Origin of the sequence: Vibrio marisflavi CECT 7928, assembly GCF_921294215.1 — a bacterium.
In the GTDB taxonomy this organism is placed as follows: domain Bacteria; phylum Pseudomonadota; class Gammaproteobacteria; order Enterobacterales; family Vibrionaceae; genus Vibrio; species Vibrio marisflavi.
In genome coordinates, this window is sequence record NZ_CAKLDM010000002.1 from 1,638,438 (window position 1) to 1,655,968 (window position 17,531).

Annotated in this window: 14 protein-coding genes and 1 riboswitch; of the genes, 9 read left to right on the forward strand and 5 right to left on the reverse strand. The window is 43.0% G+C overall.

The genetic code is table 11. The features are described from left to right. Position 1: 1 nt before the first annotated feature. Positions 2-463 carry a hypothetical protein gene (locus L7A31_RS14300; protein WP_237362447.1) on the reverse strand — a complete coding sequence of 154 codons (462 nt, stop codon included), beginning with the start codon at positions 461-463 and terminating at the stop codon, positions 2-4. A gap of 430 nt (positions 464-893) precedes the next feature. Here L7A31_RS14300 and cmoA point away from each other — a divergent pair, with 430 nt between their 5' ends. The 5 genes from cmoA (at position 894) to L7A31_RS14325 (ending at position 6,018) form a co-directional block, all read left to right on the forward strand. Next, positions 894-1,622, forward strand: coding sequence for a carboxy-S-adenosyl-L-methionine synthase CmoA (gene cmoA / locus L7A31_RS14305; protein WP_237362448.1), 729 nt, complete (start codon positions 894-896; stop codon positions 1,620-1,622). A 44-nt stretch (positions 1,623-1,666) separates the two neighbouring features. Then, complete coding sequence (gene cmoB / locus L7A31_RS14310; RefSeq protein ID WP_237362449.1) at positions 1,667-2,638, forward strand: tRNA 5-methoxyuridine(34)/uridine 5-oxyacetic acid(34) synthase CmoB; 972 nt, start codon at positions 1,667-1,669, stop codon at positions 2,636-2,638. A gap of 133 nt (positions 2,639-2,771) precedes the next feature. Further along, entirely contained in the window at positions 2,772-3,521 is a 750-nt protein-coding gene (locus L7A31_RS14315) for an ATP-dependent zinc protease family protein (RefSeq protein ID WP_237362450.1), read from the forward strand. 22 nt (positions 3,522-3,543) lie between these two features. After that, entirely contained in the window at positions 3,544-5,049 is a 1,506-nt protein-coding gene (locus L7A31_RS14320; protein ID WP_237362451.1) for an inactive transglutaminase family protein, read from the forward strand. A 3-nt stretch (positions 5,050-5,052) separates the two neighbouring features. Beyond that, on the forward strand, positions 5,053-6,018 hold the full coding sequence (locus L7A31_RS14325) for an alpha-L-glutamate ligase-like protein (RefSeq protein WP_237362452.1): 966 nt from the start codon (positions 5,053-5,055) through the stop codon (positions 6,016-6,018). Positions 6,019-6,111: 93 nt separating this feature from the next. Here L7A31_RS14325 and mukB read toward each other — a convergent pair whose 3' ends face one another. The 4 genes from mukB to cmoM are packed head-to-tail and all read right to left on the reverse strand — an operon-like array spanning position 6,112 to position 13,400. Next, on the reverse strand, positions 6,112-10,566 hold the full coding sequence (gene mukB, locus L7A31_RS14330) for a chromosome partition protein MukB (RefSeq protein WP_237362453.1): 4,455 nt from the start codon (positions 10,564-10,566) through the stop codon (positions 6,112-6,114). Further along, positions 10,563-11,288, reverse strand: a complete 726-nt coding sequence (mukE, locus tag L7A31_RS14335) for a chromosome partition protein MukE (RefSeq protein WP_237362454.1) — start codon at positions 11,286-11,288, stop codon at positions 10,563-10,565. The genes mukB and mukE overlap by 4 nt, the downstream gene beginning before the upstream one ends. After that, entirely contained in the window at positions 11,269-12,606 is a 1,338-nt protein-coding gene (gene mukF / locus L7A31_RS14340; RefSeq protein ID WP_237362455.1) for a chromosome partition protein MukF, read from the reverse strand. Before mukF ends, mukE begins: the two co-directional genes overlap by 20 nt. A gap of 8 nt (positions 12,607-12,614) precedes the next feature. Further along, entirely contained in the window at positions 12,615-13,400 is a 786-nt protein-coding gene (gene cmoM / locus L7A31_RS14345; protein ID WP_237362456.1) for a tRNA uridine 5-oxyacetic acid(34) methyltransferase CmoM, read from the reverse strand. 114 nt (positions 13,401-13,514) lie between these two features. Here cmoM and elyC point away from each other — a divergent pair, with 114 nt between their 5' ends. The 4 genes from elyC to L7A31_RS14365 all read left to right on the forward strand — a co-directional run bounded on the left by elyC (position 13,515) and on the right by L7A31_RS14365 (position 17,428). Next, positions 13,515-14,315, forward strand: coding sequence for an envelope biogenesis factor ElyC (gene elyC, locus L7A31_RS14350; protein ID WP_237362457.1), 801 nt, complete (start codon positions 13,515-13,517; stop codon positions 14,313-14,315). Between the two features lie 151 nt (positions 14,316-14,466). Continuing rightward, positions 14,467-15,135, forward strand: a complete 669-nt coding sequence (gene torD / locus L7A31_RS14355; RefSeq protein ID WP_237362458.1) for a molecular chaperone TorD — start codon at positions 14,467-14,469, stop codon at positions 15,133-15,135. 308 nt (positions 15,136-15,443) lie between these two features. Beyond that, positions 15,444-16,451, forward strand: a complete 1,008-nt coding sequence (purR, locus tag L7A31_RS14360; RefSeq protein ID WP_237362459.1) for an HTH-type transcriptional repressor PurR — start codon at positions 15,444-15,446, stop codon at positions 16,449-16,451. Positions 16,452-16,629: 178 nt separating this feature from the next. Next, positions 16,630-16,717, forward strand: a riboswitch (cyclic di-GMP riboswitch). 120 nt (positions 16,718-16,837) lie between these two features. Continuing rightward, positions 16,838-17,428, forward strand: a complete 591-nt coding sequence (locus L7A31_RS14365; protein ID WP_237362460.1) for a TfoX/Sxy family DNA transformation protein — start codon at positions 16,838-16,840, stop codon at positions 17,426-17,428. The last annotated feature ends 103 nt before the right edge of the window (positions 17,429-17,531 follow it).

The following is a 17,531-nucleotide window of genomic DNA, read 5'->3' on the forward strand; positions in this document are numbered from 1 at the left end:
CTTAGTCACTAAACGTATAAACGGCTACATTCGCGCTATCAATTGCCACGCTATAAGGGACTGAAGTGTTATTGTTAAGTACGACTAGAACCGAGTTGAAGTATGTCGGCACAGACAGTGAGGTGTTGTAGTGTGAAGAATTCGAAATTTCCACTTGTTCCAGCAACGAGGCTGGTTCATCGCCATCTTGAATATAGATAGACAGTTGGGTAAAACTTTGAAGGCTAGTAAAGTCAAACTGAAAGTTAACTTGTCGTTGTGTACTAAAATTGAAGTCTTCAGAAGGAGAGTGAGATGCCAATGCTAGACTAGCCATAGCTTCTATCTCTGATTGTGTTCGTTCGCTATTCCCTGTTGGGCTTGCAGCTGAAGTTCCTTCGCTTCCACCGCCCCCACCGCAAGCAGTTACGCATAACAATAACACGCTAGTCGAAAGGATTTTTCTCTCAATAAAGTTAACCATACGTATCCTCGCTTGGGTTCGACAGAGAGTAAAAGTGAAGAACATACCGATAGGAGCAAACGCTGTGCCAACGAGAAAATCGGCCACAAGTGGCTGTATTTAAATAGATTGTTGATTTATTCGATTTGTTTTTCTATTGATCAGAAAGAAAAGTCGTAATATGAATGTCATTCTGAGAATGAAGGTTATCTGCTTGATCAAGCACTCCAAATATCAAAAGCTAGAAAACAAATAGAGGTGGTATTTGAGACAACCAACTTAGGCAGTCCAGCATTCTACTTCGTTCACCAACTTTATATCCGAGGTAACTAGCTTGGATATACCCGTAAAACACTCAATAGATGACAAATCGCCCTAATTCTCTTAAAATACGCGCCCCTTTAGTCTGTGAACGAACAGACACTGTGTAGCATTATCATAGAGAACCAAAATGAGCTTAAAAGACACTATTTTCTCTGCACCAATCGATAAGATGGGTGATTTCACGTTTGATGAAAAAGTGGCCGAAGTTTTCCCAGACATGATTCAACGATCTGTACCGGGCTATAGCAATATCATTTCTGCTATTGGTATGCTTGCAGAACGTTACGTAAAGCCAAATACGTTGGTATACGATCTCGGTTGTTCACTTGGTGCTGCCACTCTTTCAATGCGTCGTCATATTCAGAGTGAAGGCTGCCAAATCATTGCCGTGGATAATTCACATGCGATGGTTGAACGTTGTAAGCTTCATGTCAATGCGTACCGTTCTGATACGCCTGTAGAAGTGGTTGAAGCGGATATTCGTGACGTTGACATCACTAATGCATCAATGGTGGTACTGAACTTTACTCTACAATTCCTAGCTCCAGAAGATAGATTGTCACTACTTAAAAAAATCTATGCTGGACTTCGTCCCGGTGGCATCCTCATTCTCTCTGAGAAATACACTTTTGAAGATGACACATCAAACGAGCTACTTATCGACCTACACCATACATTCAAACGTGCCAATGGCTACAGCGAATTAGAAGTAAGCCAAAAACGTAGCGCTATTGAAAATGTCATGCGTCCAGATTCAATACCAACCCACAAAGAAAGGCTACAAAGTATTGGCTTTTCAAGTTGTGAAGTGTGGTTCCAATGCTTTAACTTTGGCTCCATGTTTGCTGTTAAATAAGCGCCCGTTCTCTGTATTTACATTCACTATATCGAAGTATCACCATGTTTGATTTCGCCAATTTTTACCAACTTATCGCTCAGGATACACGCCTACAACCTTGGCTAAACGTTCTGCCTCAACAATTAACCGATTGGTCAAACGCAGAGCATGGCGACTTCGACCGTTGGCTTAGAGCGCTAAATAAAATCTCCGCTGACAAACCTGATGTTGTCGACATCAAAGATTCGGTTTCTATCAGTAATCATGAGCCAATGCATCAAGGTGAGCTGAAAAAGCTAGAAAACCTGTTAAAGACTTTCCACCCATGGCGCAAAGGCCCATACAATGTCCACGGCATTCACATTGATACCGAATGGCGCAGTGATTGGAAGTGGGATAGATTGCTTCCGCATATTTCTCCTCTTAAAGATCGCTCTGTTCTAGATGTGGGCTGTGGTAATGGTTATCACATGTGGAGAATGTTGGGTGAACAAGCTCGTCTATGTGTCGGTATCGATCCATCTCACCTATTTCTCATTCAGTTCGAAGCAATTCGAAAACTCATGGGCAATAACCAACAAGCTCACCTTCTCCCTTTAGGCATTGAGCAACTTCCTAAACTGGAAGCGTTTGATACAGTATTTAGTATGGGCGTACTTTATCATCGTCGTTCGCCACTCGATCACTTGCTTCAACTGAAAGATCAGCTGGTCTCTGGCGGTGAGTTAGTATTGGAAACCCTCGTTATCGACGGCGATGAGAACGCTGTACTTGTGCCAACTGACCGTTACGCTCAGATGCGCAACGTCTACTTTTTCCCTTCAGCGAAAGCGCTTAAGGTTTGGCTAGAGAAATGTGGCTTTGAAAATGTACGCATAGTCGATGAGAGCGTAACATCCACTGGTGAGCAACGAACAACTGAGTGGATGACTCACAATTCGCTGCCAGACTATTTGGACAAAAATGATCCAAGCAAGACAACCGAAGGTCATCCTGCACCGCGCCGTGCGATTCTGATTGCGGATAAGCCATAAGCAACCTTGTGTTAGCGTTTGGTAATATTTGCTATAGCACTGTCACACACTACTTTGAGGAGGCTTCACGCCTCCTTTTTTCTACGCTACACTCAGCCAACACTTCGTTTTATATCCAAGCATAAGGTTTTAAATGTACAAGAGATTAGCCCCAGTATTGGTATTCAGTTTGTTGTCTGGGTGCAGCTTGGTAAATGGCGATCAGTACCATCAAGAAAATCTACAAGCAATCAAAGCGTCAGAGAAAAACGTTAATGTCAAAATTAGCGAGCTCAACCTACAGCTGAGAAAGCAATCACAGCAAATTTCCAGCCTTCGTTCAGAAGTCAGCTCATTAAATTCAGATATCGAAAAGTATCATAAGGACAATCAAGCTAAATCTGCCGAAGCCTCTAGTGCTGCAGCAGCAAAGCAACCTTCTCCGACAGCGAGTCAGGTTCAACAAACCCCATCAAATAAGATTGTACTCGGTGAACTAGAGAAAGTTCATATAGACTCATTGAATAAAAGCTTTACTGCGCGCATCGATACTGGAGCTTCAATATCGTCTTTAAATGCCGTTGATATCCAAGAATTTGAGCGAAACGGTCAACAGTGGGTTAAGTTCCACCTATTTGATGGAAAGCAAGCCATTGATGAAAAGAACTGGGTTGAAGCACCAATACTAAAGCATGTAAAAGTGAGACAAGCTACTGTTAGTAAAGCAAAGCGTAGAGCTGTCATCGAGTTATGGATTAAAGTTGGAAAAATTCATGAGAAAGTCCAGTTTAACCTTGCGGATCGAACCCAAATGAAATACCCAATTTTATTAGGTCGAGAATTTATTAGAGATATTGCAACCGTCGACGTCAGCAAACAATTTTTGCAATCGGAAAATAAGTAAATAATAAAAAGTAAGGACACTTATGACATCCAGAATTCCCTTTTATCTATCAGTGCTGATGCTGATCGCCGCTGGCATCCTACTAAGCGTCTTTCGACATCAACACTACGGAGTTCCGTATTTGCCGGGAGATACCCGTCAAGTTTGGGATGTTGAAGCTCGCATTGAGTTCACAGCTCTCGATAAGCCAGTAAAGATTTCTCTTGCCATTCCTGACACACAACATGGTTTTACTCGCACTAGTCGCTCGTCATCCTCTCCCGGCTATGGTGTATCTTACATTAAATCCGAGTCAGGCGACCGTGCTGAGTGGACAGTAAGAGATGCAAAGGGCCCACAAACCATCTATTACAAAACACAGTTTTTAGTGGATCCACAGTCACGTTTCACTGCAGAAGCACCTACCGGGAAAATTAAAAAGCCAACGTTTGACGGACCAACAGAGGCCGCTGCAACCGCATTGATTGCTAGAGCTAATCGGTTATCTGCTGATGACACTACCTTCACCCGCGAGTTGATCAAGTTCATCAACGATAACGAGAGTCAAAACGCGGCGCTGCTTCTCAATAGTATGAGTAAAGTCGAAGCCATCCATCAACTGCTGTCTTACGCTAATGTGCCGAATAAAATGGTTGGCGTGATTCAACTTGAAGACGGTCGAAGACGTCAGCAATTACAACAGATGAACGAAGTCTGGAATGGTAGTGAATGGATATTGTTTAACCCAGATACGGTCAATCAAGATATCCAACCTAACCTACTTGTATGGGACGAATCTAATGTCTCATTATTGGATGTGATTGGTGGACAAAATAGCCAAGTCCATTTCTCGATGATCGAGCAAAAAATATCCCCTCAAACTGCAACACAAGACAAAGTTGAAGCTGATGGCTTGCTTAATTTGTCTATCCATAGCTTGCCTCTTGAAGAACAAGCTATGTTTAAAACCATCATGCTTATTCCTATTGGAGCACTGATAGTCGTATTTTTACGCGTCATTATCGGACTGAAAACATCAGGTACATTTATGCCTGTCTTGATTGCGGTAGCCTTTGTCCAAACACAGCTTCTTACTGGCATACTCGGCTTCCTGCTTATCGTCGGCACAGGGCTTATTATTCGAAGTTATCTGTCAAAACTCAATTTGCTCTTGGTTGCACGAATATCGGCCGTCATTATCGCTGTCATCATGATTATTGCCCTGTTTACTGTTCTGGCATTTAAGCTAGGGTTAACCGAAGGACTCACAATTACTTTCTTCCCTATGATAATTTTGTCTTGGACGGTAGAGAGGATGTCGATTCTTTGGGAAGAAGAAGGGGCGAAAGAGGTACTGATTCAAGGTGGCGGCTCACTATTTACCGCAGTCATTGTCTACCTAGGCATGACCAATCCATATATACAGCACCTAACCTTTAACTTTATTGGTGTCCAACTGATTGTGCTAGCGTGTATCTTGATGCTAGGCACTTATACTGGCTACCGCCTAACTGAGCTTCGCCGCTTCAAGCCTTTGACGGAGGATTGATCGATGTTTTCACGATTTACATCTCCGACTAAGCTCCGCCATAAAGGCATATTGGGCATGAACCAAAGGAACAACCACTATATCGGTCAATACAACGACCGCTCTAAGTATCCGATGGTTGATGACAAATTAAAGACCAAGCTGCTGGCTGAACAAGCTGGATGTACCGTTCCAAAACTCATTGGTGTAATCAGCCGCCAAGCTGAAGTGAAAGGCATTCATAAAATGGTGCAGAATTGGCCGGGATTTGTGATTAAGCCTGCCCATGGTAGTGGCGGAAAAGGTATTCTCGTCATTTTATCCCACAAAGATGGCTTGTATACCAAGCCTTCTGGTGAGGTGATAGGCAAAGAAGATGTAGAGCGACACCTGTCTAATTCCTTGGCCGGACTGTTTTCTTTAGGTGGAAAGAATGATGTTGCTGTGGTCGAAAACCTGATCAAATTTGATGACTGTTTTGAAGGGTTCAGCTATGAAGGCGTACCTGATATTCGTATTATCGTATTCAAAGGCTACCCAGTAATGGCTATGATGCGCTGCTCTACTTCGGCCTCTGATGGTAAAGCGAACTTGCACCAAGGTGCAGTAGGTGTCGGCTTGGATATCGCGACAGGTAAAGCCATTCGAGCCGTTCAATATGATAAACCTATCGAGCAGCACCCTGACACTGGCAAAGATTTGCTGACGTTAAACGTACCTCATTGGGAAAAGTTGCTAACTTTAGCCGCTGGCGCTTGGGAAATGACAGGTTTAGGTTATATGGGGACTGACATGGTCTTGGACCGAGAAGAGGGTCCTATGGTGTTGGAACTCAATGCTCGTCCCGGACTTGCGATACAGATAGCAAATGGAGCTGGTTTGCTTCCCCGGCTCCATCATATTGAATCTATGGGCGTATCACTCGAATACCCTAAGCCTGCAGAAAGAGTCAAATATGCGGCACAACAGTTTGGTGTAGCCTGCGACTAGCTTTGCTACATGTTTGCAATAGATTCACATAAAAAGTAGCTTACATACAAAGAGCCCCGAGTTTATCCAAACTCGGGGCTCTTCTACATATAGTTATACTTCTTCAGCTAACGCTTCTTCTGGGTCACTTTGCGTGGTTTGCCCGAACCCTCTAAGGCCAACAACATGTACGTGCTCGTGGTCTTTAAATACCTTACGCACAAGTTTATAGGTTGTACCTTTTTCTGGGCTGATATTCTCAGGTGCCGCGATTAGAAGTTGCATGTCTAAACGGTCGCACAGTTCAAATAACGTCGAGATAGACTTCGCATCCAATCGTGCAGCTTCATCTAAGAACAGCAGGCGACATGGAACGATATCTTTGCTACGTAAGCGTCGTGCTTCCTCTTCCCAGCTTTGTACTACCATCAGCAGGATTGACTGACCGGTACCGATCGCTTCACCTGTTGAAAGAGCACCAGATTCTGCTTGTAGCCAACCATCAGAGCCTCGGTTCACCTCAACGCTCAATTCCAAGTAGTTTCGGTAATCAAGCAGTTCTTCACCGAAGATCTGTGGAGAACGCTGCCCCAAATCAATGTGTGGATTCACTCTTTGGAACAACTTCGCCATTGCTTCGGAGAAGGTAAAGCGAGCGCTTTCAAAAAGATCTTTATGCTGTGACTGATGTTCAGACAAACCTCGCAACAGAATTGAGTGGCTGTCACGAGTTTTAACATTAAGACGTACACCCTTTACCTGACCAAACGCAATATTCGACAAACCTTGGTTGAGCAGTCGAATACGGTTTTGCTCGCGCTGAATGGTCTTGGTAATAATGGTGGCTACAGACGCAGAGCTGATTGCTAAGCGATTTTCGCGTTGAGTCAGCTCTTCAGTTAGTCTCGCAAGCTCCACTTCCATCTCTTCAATTGCTTCAACTGGATCAGCAGTTTGAATGATATCATGGCGAATACGCTCGCGAAGGTGTTGATAAACTGCAATATAGAAAAGAACTTTGCGCTCTGGCCTCGCATTGTCTTCAGACAATCTCAGCGCATCTCGCAAGTTTTCGTTGTCCGCAACAGCAAGGCGCAACGCACCCAGTGATTTATCCGACATTGAACGTAGCTCTTCAGCAGACAAGTAAATCAATTCGCGCCTGTTCAGCTTGCTTTCAACATCGTTTTGTCTCGCCAATTTAAGGACTGAGCACCAGCCAGCTTTGGCCGCCACTACGAATGTTCGAAGTTCGATATACTCTTTTTTCGCCGCTTTTGCTCGTTTAAGCAAGCCTTTCATTTCCAGTTCAGTGGACGTCGTCGTGCGTTCGAATTCACTTTTACGACTTCGCGCGCTCTGTAATTGTTCTTGAAGCTGATTACGACGATGCTGAGCTTGAACTAAAGCACCCTCATCTGCGACAACACCAAGCTCACTCATTTCAGCTCGAAACTCTTGCACTGTTTCTTGTTTCGCTTGAAAGGAGCTTTTCAGTGATGCTAGCAGCTGGTTGTATTGACCGACTTGGCTTCGAGCTTGCTTAACTTCATCGCGAGATCGTGTTTTTGCACGTTCAGCCTCGACAAGCTTACGTTTAAGGTTATCGCTAAGCTCACTACTTTTGCTTAGCATTTCAACCGAGTCAGAATAGCTAAAGTGCTGCTTTCTCTCAGATAAATCAGAGAGTGCAAATATTTTTTTCTTAACAGCTTTTAAATTCGTATCAGCGGTTTGATACTCAGTTTCCAACGCCTCAAACTGCTCTGGATCCGCCCCAAGCGCATTAACTAACCCCGACAGCTCTTGCAAAGTTTTACCGTGTTGACTAACAAAAGCTTTTTGCTCCAACAAGCTTTGCAATTTGCTGTTTAACTCATCATGACGTTCTTGAAGAGTATCGTCGGCTAACAATGTTAAGTTTGGCGCCAACTTCGCAATCAACGATAGTGCAGACTTACTTTCATTCAATCTACTTCTATGTTGCTGCTCTTTAGCCTCTAGATCCGATAAAACTCGAGTGATCTGGTTTTTCTTTTCACGAACTGCTTGCAGAGCTTTCTCAGGGTCATCTTGGAAAACAACTTGCAAGTGCTTCGCAACAAATTCATTGAAACTTTGGAACAAACGCTGAAGCTTCTGGCTATCGAAAGCAGCTTTCGCATGTTGTTCTACGATCTCTTCTCTAGACTCACGTAGGCTTTCTAAACGCTGTTCACGAGCAGCACGACCAAATAAAGGAATTTTTGGTAAACGAGAATAACGGACTTGTCTATCATTAAGCTGTACACACACTGCACCATCTAACTCATCGACCATCATAGTGCTGTCGTCAAAGGCGTCTACATCGCCTTCAATAATGTACAAGTCATCTGGGCAATCATCTAAGCCCGCCAGTTTTTCTTGAATGTCTTCTAAATCAGACACCACGATAGCGTGACGCGCAGGACCATAAATAGCACTAAAGTATGGAGCATCTTCTAGGGTGATATCGTCGTAAATCTCCGATAGTAAAACTCCACCCAGAATATCCGCTAACCCTTTTAGTCGTGGATCGTTCGAGCCTCCAGGCGAAGCAAGCTGCTCAATTTCTTTTTCAATTTCAGCACGCTGCACGCCAAGTTTATCTTTTTCGACAGTAAGCGCTCGCTCTTGTTCAAGAACCGACTGCATTTGCACCATGACTGCTTGGCTGTCGTACAAATCAGCGGACGTTTGCTCTTGAAGTTTTACCAACGCATCATTCGCAACAATCCACGCTGGCGCACTCGCTTCAAGCTGCTTGATTTCGGTGTCACAGTCGTTATCTAAGCGTCGCTGCTCGATACGTTTATCTCGCAGCTCTTCTATTGTTAGTCCCAACTCATCAATAACAGCAGAGTGACGTTCTTGCTCCTGTTCAAGAGCCAGCTCGTCTGCAATTAGCACGTTACACTTTTGCTGAAACTCTTTGACTAATGTTTCAGCTTGAGCTTTTTGTGCAAGTGAGCGCTCCATTTCTCGACATTGAGTTCGCCATTGCTGTTCATTTTGCACAACCAAGTTCGCTTCACGAAGCTTTTCAATAGAGTCTTTGGCAAATTGCGAGGCATCTTTTCGAGCAACAGAGCTGTCCACTTTTTTCACCAAGCGATAAGCTTGATCGAATTGCTTGGCTGTCGCCGAAGAGATATCCAATTTATGCTTTAGAGCAAGCAGCTGGTTGGTTTGCTCTGACTCTTGTTGCTTCAAGTCAGACAACAGTGTCGAAGCTTGTTCAATACAAATATCTTCATCACCTAAAAGCTGTTGAGCCTTTTCAAGTGCTTGAACTGCTTGCTGATATTGCAAAGCACGCGTTTGTTGAACATCCAGCGCTTGCTGATAATCTGCCAGCTGCGTTTTTAAGCTATCGACTTCTTCTTCCGCAAATGTTGATTGCTCTTCTGCCATGAGCAATCTTTCTTGCCCTTCTTCGACAATCATCACTTGCTCTTCAAGACGCTCACTTAGCTCTTCTAAGTCTTCTTGATAACGCTCAATTTTTTCTTGCTGACGAATAGCAGTTTGTACTAATTGCAGGTGGTCACTAGACGCTTGCAGATCTTGCTCGAGAGACGACTCTTGCTCAGCAAGCATGTCCAAGTCTTGCCTGATCTTATTGAGTAAATTCGTTTGCTCAACAAGTGTTAAATTCGATTTTTGCAACTCACTACGCAGCGACAATGTCTGCTCTAACTTCTTACGGCGTTCATTGGCGTGACGCATGTAATCCGCTGCCACATAGTTTGTAGACTCAGTGATCAAGTGTTTGAACAGATCTCGATCAGCCTGTGTGGTTTGAATTGCTGCCAATGTCATGCGGTTTTCACGCAATGCAGATTCCATATCTTGGAAGGCTTTTTTCACCCCACCATTTTGCGGCAGTAGATAGTCTCGCAGCGAGCGAGTAATTGCACTGGAGATACCGCCATAAAGTGAAGCTTCAATTAGGCGATAAAACTTAGAACGGTCACTGCTGTTACGCAGTTTCTTTGGAACGACACCAAGTTCGAACATCTGAGCGTGATAATCAACGATGGAGTTAAAGGTTTTAAAATATACGCCCTCTATCGCTCCAACTTTATCTTTGACCTCGTTAATTTGCCTTACTCGCGCATGGCTATCCGATACGTTTTCAATCAGTATATCGGTCGGTTTGATATCACTTGGCAACCCTTGAATGATAAAGGGTTTGATATCAACTTTCTTATCACGACCAGCAACTTGCTGTAATTTTACCGCAAAGATAACGCGTTGTTTTTTCGAGTTCACCACATCTAAAGCAGCGTAACAAGCACCAGGTTGCAGCTTACCAAATAAGCCTTTGTCCCTTGATGCTTGCGAGCTTCCAGCTTCAGTGGTATTACGGAAATGAAGTAAGCTTTGGTCAGGAATTAATGCAGTAATGAACGCAGCCATCGTGGTAGATTTACCTGCACCGTTACCACCTGACAAAGTTGTTACTAAGTTATCGATATCAAATGTGCGTGCAAAAAAGCCGTTCCAGTTGACCATCGTAAGAGATTGATATTTACCTCTCTCAATCATACTTCACCTTCTAACTCAGAATTATTTCCAATATCCGCAAGTTCTTCATCATCTAGCAGACTTGCTTGATCTGGTTTAGTGTCATGCACAACCGCTTCACCATCGCGAATGAGTCGCAGCTGCGCTTCACGGGCATCATCACCAGTTCTTACATCAGCTCCAAAACGGAAAACAGCTTCACTGATACGAAACTTGCCTGTCTCACCGATGTTTATCGTCATACCTAAACGTCTTAAGCGCCTTAAAGACGTACGCACTTTTTCAAATAACTTTTCACGGTCAAGATCAGAGCCAGTTGCACGGTTAGTGACTAGACGCATCAACTTTTTCTCATCCGAAAGCTGAAGTAGTTCGTCATACAATTCCTGGTTAGTAAAAATACCTTCGTGTGCCAGCCTCTCTGGGCTTAAATACAAAAAGCACAGTACTTTACCCACGAGCATGTCTAGCTCTGACAAAACGCTTCTTCCAATCAGCGCAGTTGAGCGTGGACGCAGGTAAAAGAACCCTTCTGGCGCTTTCACCAGTTCCGTGTTGTAGCGTTTGTAAAACATTGCCAATTCAGACTCAAAATCCGTTAGCAATGTGTGATTATCGAGATCTTCACTCGAAATATGTTTTCCTGCACGCAGCATGCTATCTAATGCAGGAAACAGGGGATTGGATATCGCCTTAACCAAATTGTCAGGCATGTATTCATTATTAGTATCGGTCAATGACATTTGCTTGTACCTTTGCGCCATAATCGTTAATTGCCTGCCAATCAGGTTGAATCGCTTGATAATCAGACTCGGAATATCCCAAGCGAACTGCTTGGTCGATAACGATGCGGGCTAAATCAAAATGGTGTGCTTGTGGGTGAGACGATAAGTAATCTCGCAGTACCGATCCAAGATCGATTGGAGCTGAACGTTCTTTGTGGCTTTGTAACATTTCTCCTATGCGCTCAGACAACTCGTCGTTCACTTGCTGAAATTCTTCGTATTCGACATCAAGCGGTACTTGGCCTGTCACTTCATCGTTGCGCAGAACTAGCGCCTCATCTCGCATATCAGTGAGTCTTTCTGCATCGGCATAAGTCAAATACCACGGTGAATCAAAGTAGTCTTGTACCGATTGGCGCAATCGAGAACTAAATGCTCTGTTTTTATCCATATCGATTGCGGTACGAATAAACTTATGAACGTGCCTATCGTAACCAATCCATAAATCTATCGCCTGCTGTCCCCAACTGGTAATTCTGTCTAATTTCATTTGTAGCGAATACAAAGTCTCGGCAATGAACTCCAGTTCAGTATTGCCGTAGATAATTTCTTGAATATCAAGAAGCTGAGTTTGCAGGTTGTCTCCTGCAGCTTGCAAGGTATCCTGCAGCTCTTTCAGCGTAGTTGAAGTCTCTGTCAGCAGCGCTTCACAGTTATTGATCGCTTCGCGCCAATCCTTGTTTAATAGCTCGGCTATTTGCTCTTTAACAAGCTGCTGCTGCTCATCCATGACACGCTGGTTGAGATCGATTTGGTCAAAAATCTCGCTTACCGAATATTTGAGCACACCATATACATTTTTCTTCCAGTGGCCCGTAGTGCCACCTTTCTGCGCAGCTTCAATCGCTTTTGCCATTTCGTCGGCAACGATAGCAAGCTGTATAGAAAGCTTTAGCTTAGAAAACTCTCGATGGCGCACATAGTAATCGGTGATACCGATAGCAAGTGGAGACAAACGATAGATGCTAGCACCATCGGTTACTTCACTAGTAAATCGACTTAGAAGTCTTTGAGAAACCATTTCATTAATGGCATTGTTGGCACGAAATACAGTCGCTTCCCCAGTTTGTTCAAACATCTTGGTTACGAAAATAAATGCATCGTGCAACTCCCCCTCTCCCATTTCTTCATCAAATCTTTCGTTGCTCAGCACAGCTAAAGCAATAAGAAATGCGAGTCTTTCTGTTGAGAGGTGCAGGGAAAAATCATGTTGCTGTATCCAACCAACCAGTTCTTCAATCGGTTGCTGGGCAACGTGCTGAGTCTCGTCGCTCATCCTTATTCCTATTTTTCTTTTTTCCTAGCCCATACATGTATGTATCGGCCCAAGGATAAGTAGGGCTCTTTTCTACACAATTGTTGTTCAAGCGCTAAAACGTCTTCGAATTGATAATCACCCATGTATTCCATATTCCCTATGTAATCACTAAAGCAGCGTATCCCTGATTTACCACAAATTTCGAATCCTTCGTCAGTGATCCATTGATATACATCTTCTGGCATGAGCCCTTTTTGTGGTTGCAGCTTAAACCTCTTTCTGTGAGGCATTCCTTCAAGTATGTGAGGAATGTTTCCACAGGTGACATTTTTATATATTAATCCATGATGGTTGTAGAACATAACAGAAGCTACACCGCCGGGCCTGACTTGTTGTAAAACTGTGCTCAGAGCGGACTTTGGATCGGCAAGCCATTCCATGACAGCATGAAACATCAGTAAATCGACAGGTTGATTGAGGTGCTCTGCAATGGATTGAACCGGAGCATGAACAAAGCGGTAGGAGTTTATCAGCCCACGCTTTTCAATCTCTTGCTGTGCCAACTGCAACATCTCGGATGATAGATCGCATAGTGTAATATCGTGTCCGAGTTTGGCAAGCTTTTGCGACATCTGAGCCAACCCACCTCCTGCATCCAAAACATGCAATGAGTTATTTGAAGCTTCCAATACATCCAAAATATTGAGAAGATCTTGCCAAACAATGTGTTGGCGAATCTCTCCTTTATCTGATCCGTATATGTTTTTTGCAAATTTGTGGGCAATATCGTCGAAATTGCGGTCTTGAGTCACGGTCGGTAAGTTATCATAGCTAATCGTGCTGCTATTCTGTCATATGAACGGTAGGAATAAAGAAGGTTTATTTCTTTTTTGTAATCAACTGATGATTTTTCGGACTATTTAAGAATGTTTGTGCTGAAAAAAGTAATTTCTTCATTGCTAATGCCTCTACCTGCCATGTTAATTCTTGGCTTTTTAGGCCTTATGCTTATTATGTTTACCACCCGACGTAAAACGGGTTGCTTAGTCGTTTTGTTTTCTTTAACTGGTATCTTTTTAATTTCTTTCCAACCTGTATCAACTCGTCTTCTAATGCCATTAGAAAGACAGCACAGTGCCTTCTTCCCCGTCGATAAACATATAGACTACGTGATGGTACTCGGCAGTGGTCATGTGGTTGACGATCAAATACCGCCTACTTCAGAGTTGAGTAGAACTGGATTAATGCGTTTAGTCGAAGGCATTCGAATCATGCGCATGTATCCGGGCTCCAAGCTAATTTTGTCTGGCTATGCCGCAGGCTCGGAAGTCAGTAATGCTCGCATGATGGCTAAGGTCGCTCTGTCACTTGGAGTACCGAAATCTCAAATTGTTCTACTATTAGAATCTGCGCAAGACACTTGGCAAGAAGCAAGACAAGCGGTGGATTTTGTTAAACAAAAAAACCTCGTTCTGGTTACTTCTGCAAGTCATATGACTAGAGCGTTAAACGAATTCCATGCAGCAGGTCTTAACCCTATTCCTGCACCAACGAACTTCCTCGCTCAAAAGAACATCTCGCAACCTTGGGATAAGTACACACCTAAAGCCAAATATTTAGAGCAAACTGAAATTTATTGGCATGAAAGACTCGGTTTAATCTGGCAAAGCATACGAGACTGGGTTCTCAGAGATTTTACCGAATCAAAAACCAGCGAAACTCACTAACTCTCACCAAATAAGTTAGAGGCCTACCTAGGCCTTTAACTAGCAACTCTTCTGTGCCTATTGTTTCTATCAATGCCTAGTTTTGGCAATTCTCAAGCAGATTTCCATTTATTGATTACACTAAAAGCATGAATGGAATATTTGCAGAAGCATGATCGACTTAAAAGCATTTAACGATAAACGAGCAGAAATTTACTGGTGGATTGCTAGCATATTCATCAAAGAACTGTCTGAAGCCGAACTAGAACAATATCGGAGCTCGGAAATAAAGACATTCATTGAAAGTTTGGGAGATGTACCGGTACTTACTGAGCCAAGTGATGACCTTTTAAAATGCATCAATAAAATCTGTCATATGGATGATCCCCAACTCCAACTCTCCTCAGATTTCAGCGATCTCTTTTTAAGTTCAGATAAGCGTTCAATTTCCGCTTGCGCCTCTAGCTATCAAAATATGGCCAATCCGGCCCATAAAGTCTCTGCACAAGAAATCATTAACATTATGCAATCACACAATATAACGCTTGATCAAATTCATAACGAGCCAGCTGACCACATATCAAATATCCTCGATTTTCTGGGAAACCTCATTATTCGTTCCAACGAGCTAGAGCAACGCCCACACCTAGAAAGCGCTCTAAAAGAACAAGAAACATTTATTCGAAGCTACCTACTTTCATGGATGTATGACTTTAAAGAGCAGATTAACGCCAAAGACCAGTTTGGATTTTACGCAGCTTTTACTCGCCTGTTAGTTTCTTTTTTAGAACTCGACTGCGAATATCTTGCGTCACCCGACACAGCTAACAGAAACTCATGACAAAACAGGTGCATTGTGTTATTAAGGGGAGTTTTTCTTGCGGGATTGTACTAGAACCACTACAAAATAAGCGCGCAATCGATTAGCAACGAAAACACAATACAGAATTTACAAGGCTTTGCTTAGTTCTCAACAAAAGTAAGAGGATTGAATAGCCTTTGGGCGAGTTGACCTTTTTACACATCAAAGCCGTATAGTCGAATAATTCAAGCTTAAAAGTCAACCTGCCTTTGTTAACACAATTTGATGAAGATTTTCTGCCTATCCAGTGGGACTGGATTAGGTAGTTACTAACAGGACAGCACGTTATGGCCACCATTAAAGATGTTGCACGCCTTGCCGGTGTATCAACTACAACCGTTTCACACGTTATCAATAAAACTCGCTTTGTAGCTGAAGCAACGCAAGAAAAAGTCATGGAGGCAGTTAAAGAGCTTAATTACGCTCCTAGTGCTGTCGCGCGTAGCTTAAAATGCAATACGACACGAACAATCGGCATGTTAGTTACCCAGTCTACCAACTTGTTTTTCTCTGAAGTCATTGACGGTGTAGAAAGCTACTGCTACCGCCAAGGGTACACGTTGATTCTATGTAACACTGGCGGCATCTATGAAAAGCAAAAAGACTATATTCGCATGCTGGCTGAAAAACGAGTCGATGGCATGCTGGTCATGTGTTCTGATTTGACCGAAGAACTTTTAGCTATGCTTGATAGTCACCCTGACATTCCAAAAGTTATCATGGACTGGGGCCCAGAGAGCTCTCAAGCAGATAAAATCATCGACAATTCAGAAGAAGGTGGTTACCTTGCAACACGCTACCTACTTGATAGAGGTCACACTGACATTGCATGCTTAAGTGGTCAACTAGAAAAAGCTGCATGCCAAGAGCGTATCCGGGGCTATACCAGAGCACTCGGTGAAGAAAATATCGCAGTCAATGAAGATTGGATTTTAGAAGGTAACTTCGAGTGTGATACCGCTGTACTCGCTGCTGACAAAATCGCAGTGATGGACAAAAGACCAACGGCTGTATTTTGCTTCAACGACACGATGGCTCTTGGCTTAATGAGCCGACTTCAGCAGAAAGGCATTCGTATTCCTGAAGATATGTCCGTGATTGGATACGATAACATAGAGCTTGCTGAATATTTCTCACCACCTCTGACGACCATTCACCAACCAAAACGTCGTGTGGGTAAAAATGCATTCGAAATATTGCTTGAGCGTATCAAAGACAAAAAACATGAAAAGCGTATCTTTGAAATGCAACCTGAAGTGGTTGAGCGAGATACTGTTAAAGATATCAGTAATTAATCTAATATATACGTAGAATGTATCGTATTTTAGCGCTGAATTAATTTTTGGCGCTCATTTTGTACTACAATCTATTCGCATTTATTTACAATCATCCTCTGAAGCAAGATCACGTTTCATATCAAGAAAAGTGAGCCTTTCCGCAAAACCTGTCTTATTATTAAATAACTTAATAATGATACGTACATGGCAAACCACTTGAGAGAGTGGGACGCAAAGCTTCCGGCCTAAGTCTATTTTAAAGAATAGGTAGCGGGGTTACCGATGATCGTTATGCAATTAAAACTAGAGTTTTTTATTCAACCTTTCTGCATAGTAGTTCATTCACGTCCCTACCCTCCTTAACTTGCATTCGTGTGCATATCTCTAAGCTGGGATGATTAGTTATGGACAAACCAATTTTAAAAGATTCAATGAAGCTCTTTGAGCCGTTAGGACGAATCAAATCTCGCTCAATGTTTGGTGGTTATGGCATTTTTGTTGATGACACAATGTTTGCACTTATCGCCAATGATAAACTGCATATTCGTGCTGATGACAAGGCATTGAGAAATTTCAAAGATCGTGGATATGAGCCTTACGTGTATACAAAAAAAGGCTTGCCTGTAGTAACCAAATATTTTGCATTGCCTGATGACTGGGAGAAGGACTCTCAACAGACTTTCGAGTGTGCAAAACAAGCTTGGTTTTCAGCTAAAAAAGAGAAAGTTTCTCAATCTGTGGGAAGAACGGCTAGATTAAAGGATTTACCCAATCTACGCCTAGCTACAGAGCGCATGCTAAAAAAAGCAGGTATCGAGTCTGTAGAAGCACTTGAACAGAGAGGCTCTGTTGAAGCATTTAAAGCCATCAAGCAATCACATTCAAGCGATGTTAGCTTAGATTTACTTTGGGCCCTAGAAGGTGCGATCCAAGGTAAACATTGGTCGGTCATACCTCAGGCAAGAAAAGAAGAGCTTCAAAGCCACTTAATCTAAATACCCACCTTTGGAAAAAGCCGACACTATGTCGGCTTTTTTCTGTAGTCTTGAAATTTATTTCTGAAAGCCCCTGTCTACTACACCAGTAACCTAACACTAT